Origin of the sequence: Rhodococcus sp. F64268, from assembly GCF_023015605.1 — a bacterium.
GTDB lineage: Bacteria > Actinomycetota > Actinomycetes > Mycobacteriales > Mycobacteriaceae > Rhodococcus.
Genome location: NZ_JALKAI010000021.1, coordinates 1 through 7782, shown reverse-complemented (window position 1 = coordinate 7782; position 7782 = coordinate 1). Strand labels below are relative to the sequence as shown.

The 7782-nt window shown below is 66.7% G+C and carries 1 protein-coding gene; it reads left to right on the top strand.

All coding sequences use genetic code 11. From position 1 onward, the window contains the following. Window positions 1-7782, top strand: a 7782-nt coding sequence (locus MWU77_RS24235) for a non-ribosomal peptide synthetase (RefSeq protein WP_247275004.1), incomplete at both ends; no start/stop codon positions are given.

Here is a 7782-nt window from a genome sequence, read left to right as displayed (position 1 = left end):
CGGGTGTCGATGTCGATGATGCGTTCGCCGGTGGTGTGTCGGTCGGTGCTGCGGTCAAGGCTGTGAAGGAGCAGTTGCTGGCGATTCCGGACCGGGGTATGGGTTATGGCCTGTTGCGGTATCTGGATGGGCAGTCGTCGGTGCGGTTGGGTGCGGTGGCGAAGTCGCCGCAGATCAGTTTCAACTATCTGGGGCGTGTGTCCGGTGCGGATGTGCCGGAGGAGTTGGCGGCGATCGGGTGGGCGCCCACCGGCGCACTCGGCCAGGTCGATGCCGCGCTCGACGCGGATATGCCTGCCAGTGCCGCGATCGACATCAACGCGATCGTGAACGACGGGCCGGAGGGTCCGCAGCTCGGCGCGAACATCGCATTCCCCACCGGACTGTTGGATCGCGAGGATGTCGACGAGTTCGCGCAGCACTGGCGCGCGGCTCTCGACGCGCTCGTCGCCCACGTCGATGCACCCGACGCCGGCGGGCTGACCCCGTCCGACGTCCCGCTGGTGAATGTGACCCAGTCCGACCTGGAACGGTGGGAATCGCGGTACCGGCCGGTGGCCGATGTGTGGCCGCTCTCGCCGCTGCAGTCCGGTCTGTTGTTCCACGCGCTGATGACGGCCGACGATGACGTCGACGTGTACACGATGCAGGCGGTGCTCGACCTCGAAGGCGCGGTCGACGCGGACCGTCTGCACCGGGCGGCTCAGGGACTGCTCGATCGGCATGCGAATCTGCGCACCGTCTTCGTCACCGACGACGACGGCGACTCGGTCCAGCTGGTGCTCGACAACGTGCAGGTGCCATGGCGCACAGTCGACATGTCGTCGGAGGTGGCGTCTTCGGGCGTGACCGTCACCGTCCCGTTCTGGCGCGACGAGGAGACCCGCGGGTTCGTCATGGACACCGGACCGCTGATGCGGTTCGTGCTCGTCTCGCTCGGTGGTGATCGCTACCAGCTCGGCGTGACCACGCACCACGTGCTGGTCGACGGCTGGTCGATGCCGTTGCTCATGCAGGACCTGATGGCCCTGTACGCCACTCGCGGTGATACGTCGATGCTGCCGCGCGCACGTTCGTACCGCTCGTTCCTCGAATGGGTCGGCACACGCGACCTGGAGGCCTCGCGCGGCGCCTGGTCGCACGTATTCGACGGATTCGACGAACCGACACTGCTCGCCCCGCAGTCGCCCCGTCATCCGGGCGCGCACGGCGACGACCGCGTCAAGATCGAACTGGACGCGCAGCGTCTGACCGCGATCAGCGACGCCGCGGCGCGCCTGGGCGTCACCGTCAACACTCTCGTGCAGGCCGCATGGGGCGTGTTGATCGGCCGACTCACCGGCCGCGACGACGTGGTGTTCGGCGCTACCGTCTCGGGACGTCCCGCAGACCTGCCCGGCGTGGAGTCGATGGTGGGTCTGTTCATCAACACCCTGCCGGTGCGGGTGTCCTTCGATCCCGACGAGCCGGTCGCCGAGTTCCTCGGTCGTCTGCAGAGCGAACAGGCCGCGCTGCTCGAACACCACCATCTCGGACTGACCGACATCCAGCGGGCCTCGGGTCCCGCGGTGGCCTTCGACACGCTCACCGTGTTCGAGTCCTACCCACTCGATGAGGAGGGCCTCGCCCAGCAGGCCTCGTCGATAGACGGGATGTCCGTCACGGGTGTCGGTACGCACGATGCCACGCACTACCCGTTGAGCCTGTTCGTTCACGTCAAGACGGGCATGGAAGTCGAACTGCGCTATCAGCGTGCGCTTTTCGATCGCGATCAGGTGTCCACGCTCGTTGCCCGCTTCGTGCGTGCACTCGAGTCGCTTGCCGTGCGGCCTGAGAATCATGTGGGCGACATCGAGCTCCTCGATGCCGCGGAACTCGACCGGATCCTCCACGACTGGAATGACTCCGCGCACGAGCTCGACGCGTCGGCGCTGCTCACCGACCGTTTCGACGCGCAGGCCGCTCGCACACCCGAGGCTGTCGCACTTGTCTACGAAGGTGACTCCCTCACCTACGCCGAGTTCGACGCTCGCGTCACACGCCTCGCACGACACCTGATAGCGGAAGGAGTCGGCCCGGAGTCGCTGGTGGGCTTGGCGATCCGACGGTCTCTCGATCTGATGGTGGGCATGTACGCGATCGTGCGCGCCGGCGGGGCCTGGGTGCCGATCGATCCCGACCATCCCATCGACCGCGTGCGGCACATCCTCGACACGGCGGAGCCGGTGTGCATCCTGACCACGGCCCGCGACGAGTTCGAGGTGCCGTCGGATCTCGGTATCCGGTCGATCGCCATCGACGTGCTCGATCTGTCGAACACCTCGAGTGCACCGGTCACCGATGTGGACCGGATCGCACCGCTGCGTCCCGACAACACCGCCTACGCGATCTTCACGTCCGGTTCGACGGGACGTCCGAAGGGCGTCGCGGTGACGCACCGCGCGATCGTCAACCAGACGGAATGGATGCTGGACGAGTTCGAGATGACCTCGAGCGACGTGTACTTCCAGAAGACCGCCACGACCTTCGACGTGTCGCTGTGGGGCTTCTTCATGCCGTTGAGCGTGGGTGCCCGACTCGTGATCGCGACCCCGGAAGGGCACCGCGACCCCGCGTACCTGTCCGAGGTCATTGCACGCGAGCAGGTCACGATCACCGACTTCGTGCCGTCGATGCTCACGGTATTCGCGGCCCACGCCGACGCCGAAGAATGCCGCACTCTGCGCGACATCTTCGTGATCGGTGAGGCCCTGCCGCCCGAGACGATCGACGGCGTCCGCAGGATCAGCTCTGCGGACATCGACAACCTGTACGGACCCACGGAAGCCGCCGTGTCCGCCACCTACTGGCAGGCACCGGCAGCGGATTCGGTCGACGTGGTGCCGATCGGTGTCCCGGAATGGAACGTGCAGGCGTACGTCCTCGACGGCCGGCTCCGACCGGTTCCCGTCGGTGTCCCGGGCGAGCTCTACCTCGCGGGGGTCCAGCTCGCACGCGGTTATGTGCGTCGCCCGGATCTCACCTCGGACCGGTTCGTCGCGAACCCGTACGGTGACTCCGGTGATCGGATGTACCGCACGGGCGACCTCGTGACGTGGAACGAGCACGGTGAACTCGAATACATCGGCCGCACCGACTTCCAGGTGAAGTTCCGTGGCCAGCGCATCGAGCTCGGCGAGATCGAAACCGCGTTGCTTGCCCACGATTCGGTGAACCAGGCCGCGGTACTGGTGGTGCAGACACCCACCGGCGACCAGCTCGCCGGATACGTCGTGCCGGTACCGGGACGGAACATCGACACCGGCGAACTCGTCGAGTTCGTGTCGGAGACACTGCCTGCGTACATGGTGCCGTCCGCGTTGGTCGTGCTCGGAGAGTTCCCGCTCAACACGTCGGGCAAGCTCGACCGCAAGGCGCTTCCCGCTCCGACGTTCGAAGCGCGCGAGTTCCGGGCTCCGACGACACCGATCGAGGAGATCGTTGCGACGACCTTCGCCGATGTCCTCGGAATCGAACGTGTCGGCCTCGACGACGACTTCTTCGCGCTGGGCGGGAACTCACTGATCGCGACGCAACTCGTCGCGCGACTCGGGTCGGCACTCGACGTTCGGATCCCGGTGCGGGTGCTGTTCGAGTCCTCGACGGTGCATGCCCTCGCGGCGCAGGCAGAGCAGCACGCGGGGTCGACGCGCCGGGCACCGTTGGTGCCGCAGCAGCGCCCGGATCGGGTGCCGCTGTCGCTTGCACAGCAGCGCATGTGGTTCCTCAACCGCTTCGACGCGACGTCGAGCGCCGACAATCTGCCTGTGGCAGTGCGTCTGACCGGTGCCCTCGACGTGGATGCGCTGCAGGCGGCCGTGCGTGATCTGCTAGATCGGCACGAGGTGCTCCGCACGATCTACCCGGAGGACGACGGTCGTCCCTACCAACAGATCCTGTCGGTGGATGAGGCGATGCCGAACCTCGACGCGGTGCAGGTCGACGAAGCGGATCTGCCCGCACGGATCCTGGAGATCGTGGGCGCTGGGTTCGACGTGACGACACAGGTTCCGTTGCGTGCGGTGCTGTACAGGCTGGGGAGGTCCGGTTCGGATCACGTGCTGGTGTTCGTCGTCCATCACATCAGTGCCGACGGCTGGTCGATGGCGCCGCTCACGCGTGATGTCATGGCCGCGTACGTGTCCCGTACGAACGGCGAAGAACCTGCCTGGGCTCCGCTTCCGGTCCAGTACGCGGACTTCGCGTTGTGGCAGCGTGAGGTTCTCGGCTCGGAGGACGATCCGGAGAGCCTGCTGTCGACGCAGGCCCAGTACTGGAAGCGTGCGCTCTCCGGTATTCCGGACGAGCTGAATCTGCCGATGGACCGTCCACGTCCACCGGTGCAGTCGTTCGCCGGTGGCCGGGTCGAGTTCGCGCTCGACGCGTCCACGCATCGTGAGCTGGCTGCGTTGGCCCGCCGGACCGGCACGACGATGTTCATGGTCGTCCACACTGCGCTGGCGATCTTCCTGGCGCGCATGTCCGACTCCGACGACGTGGCGATCGGCACTCCGATCGCGGGTCGCGGTGAGTCCGAACTCGACGACCTGATCGGCATGTTCGTCAACACCCTGGTGTTGCGGAGCCGTGTCGAGGCGGGCGAGCCGTTCACCGACCTGCTGGCGCGGGTCCGTGAGATCGATCTCGAGGCGTTCGCCCACGCGGACATCCCGTTCGAGCGGCTCGTCGAGATCGTCGAGCCCGAGCGGTCGACGGCGCGGCACCCCCTGTTCCAGGTGGCCCTGTCGTTCGAGAACCTGCCGTCCGCAGGACTCGAACTTCCGGAGCTGAGTGTGGCCGGGGTGCCCTTCGAGGTGGACACGGCGAAGTTCGACCTGTCGCTCACGCTGCGCGAGGGCATCGGGCAGGACGGCGCACCTGCCGGCATATCGGCCGAGTTCTCCTACGCGAGTGCGTTGTTCGATCACGGTACTGTCGAACAGTTCGCGCATCGGTTCGAGCTGCTGCTCTCCGGTATCCTCGCTGATCCGCAGGCGCCGGTCGGGGATCTCCCGCTGCTCGGCGGCGACGAGTTCGGCCGGCTCACGCACGTGCACGGGGATCACGTCGGAGCGGGTGGGACCCTCGCCGATATCCTCACAGCGGCGGTCACGCTGGATCCGAACGCCACCGCGGTCCGCTACGAGGGTCGCTCGATCAGTTACCGCGAACTCGACGAGACCTCGTCGCGGCTCGCGCGCATCCTCATCGGACGAGGCGTCGGCCCGGAGGACATCGTCGCGGTGTCGTACCCGAGGTCGTACGAGATGGTCCTGAGCGTGTGGGCGATCGCGAAGGCCGGTGCCGCGCACCTGCCGGTCGACCCCACGTATCCCGTCGACCGTGTGCGGTACATGCTGGCCGATTCCGGCGCGGTCCTCGGTATCACGTCCTCGAACCACCTCGACGGACTCCCCGGGGACACCGACTGGATCGTGCTCGACGATTCGACGTTCACCAGTGAGCTCGACGGGCAGTCGGGGCTGCCGGTGGGCACCTCCGATCGGGTGCGTCCGCTGTCGTTGTTCCACCCGGCCTACGTCATCTACACCTCGGGTTCGACGGGCCGCCCCAAGGGCGTCGTCGTCACACACCAGGGTCTGGGCGGGGTTGTCGACACCGCTGTCGAGCTGTACCACCTGCGCGCCGGTCATCGGTTCCTGCACATCTGCTCACCGAGCTTCGATCCGTCGGTGCTCGAATGGATGGCGGCGTTCACGAGCGGCGCGACGCTGGTCATCGTGCCGTCGACGATCATCGGTGGCCCCGATCTCGCGGAGTTGCTGCGCACCGAACGGGTCACGCACACGATCATCACCCCGGCGGTGCTCGGGACGATGGATCCGACGGGTATCGACAGTCTCGAGGTCGCGTCGGTCGGTGGCGACGTCACCACACCGGAGTTGCTCGCCAAGTGGGCACCGGGACGTAAGTACTTCAACGGGTACGGACCCACCGAGACGACGATCATCTCGTCGTTCGCGCGGCTCGAACCGGGGCGTCCGATCACCATCGGTCATCCCACTCACGGGGTGTCCGCACTCGTGCTCGACACGCGGCTGCGTCCTGTCCCGGAGGGCGTCGCCGGTGAGCTGTACATGGCCGGCGCTGCTCTTGCCCGCGGTTATCACGGCCGCAGCGCTCTCACCGCCGAGATGTTCGTTGCCAATCCTTACAGCCCGGACGGCTCACGCATGTACCGCACCGGTGATGTGGTGCGGTGGCGTGCGGCCGAGGATCGTCTCGAGCTGGAGTTCGTGGGGCGCAGCGACTTCCAGGTGAAGGTGCGCGGATTCCGTATCGAGCTCGGCGAGATCGACGCAGCCCTGGCGGCACATGAGACCGTCGATTTTGCCGCAACGCTCGGTCGCTCGACGGCGTCGGGTGCGACGGTGTTGGTGTCGTATGTGTTGCCTGCGGCGGGTCGGACTGTGGATGTGGCGGGGTTGACGGAGTTCGTGGCTCGGTCGTTGCCGCCGCATATGGTGCCGTCGGCGGTGGTGGTGCTCGATGAGGTGCCGTTGACGCCGGTGGGCAAGTTGGATCGTGATGCGTTGCCGGAGCCGGTGTTCGAAGAGCGTGAGTATCGCGGTGCCGGTAGTGAGGTCGAGGAGATCATTGCGGAGGTGTTCGCGGAGGTTCTGCACTTGGAGAAGGTGAGTGTGGACGAGTCGTTCTTCGCGCTCGGTGGTGATTCGATCGTGTCGATTCAGTTGGTGTCGCGGGCGAAGGCTCGGGGTGTGGTGTTCACGCCGCGGGATGTGTTCGAGCGGCGTTCGGTAGCGGGGCTGGCCGAGGTTGCTGTTCGCAGCGACGAGTCCCAGGACCTCGTGCGGCTCGAGGAACTGCCCGGTGGTGGTGTCGGTGATGTTCCGTTGACGCCGATCATGCGTGAGGTGCTGGGCTGGCCCGGCGGCGTCGACCGGTTCTCCCAGTTCGTCTCCGTGACCCTTCCACAGGACATCACCGCGGACGTGCTCGAGCGGACGATCGGTGCCGTGGTGGATCACCACGATGCGCTTCGATCGATCCTCGACCGTGACGACGCCGGCATCACCTTCCGCGTGCGCGGTGCCGGTGACGTGGAGGCAGGATCCCTCCTCACCCGCGTAGAGGCTCCCGCCGACATCAGCGACGAGGACCTGACCGCCCTCGCCGGACGTGAGATCGACGCTGCCCTCGGCCGACTCGACCCGTTCGCCGGGGCGATGCTGCAGTTCGTGTGGTTCGACTTCGGTTCGGCCGGGCGTGCCGGTGTGCTCGCCGTCGTTGCCCATCACCTCGTGGTCGACGGTGTGTCATGGCGAATCCTGTTGCCGGATCTCGGTCTTGCGTGGGGGCAGATCGTCTCCGGACAGGAGAGGGTCGAGCTTGCCGCAGTCGGGACGTCGTTGCGGCGCTGGGCTCACGGTCTCGTCGAGGCGGCACCGTTGCACCGCGACGAACTGGGGCTCTGGGAACAGATTCTCGAGGGACCCGATCCGCTGCTCGGCGAGCGGCCGTTCGATCCGTCCGTGGACACCGCGTCCACCGTGGAGCGTTTCGACGTCAGCGTGCCCGCCTCGGACACCGAGGCGTTGCTGACTTCGGTGCCGTCGTTGTTCCGTGGTGGTGTCGCCGATGGTCTGGTGGCGGCGTTGGGGTTGGCGTTGGTGCGGTGGCGTCGGGATCGTGGTGTGGAGTCGTCGTCGGCGTTGGTGAAGTTCGAGGGTCATGGTCGTGAAGAGGCTGTGGTGCCGGGGG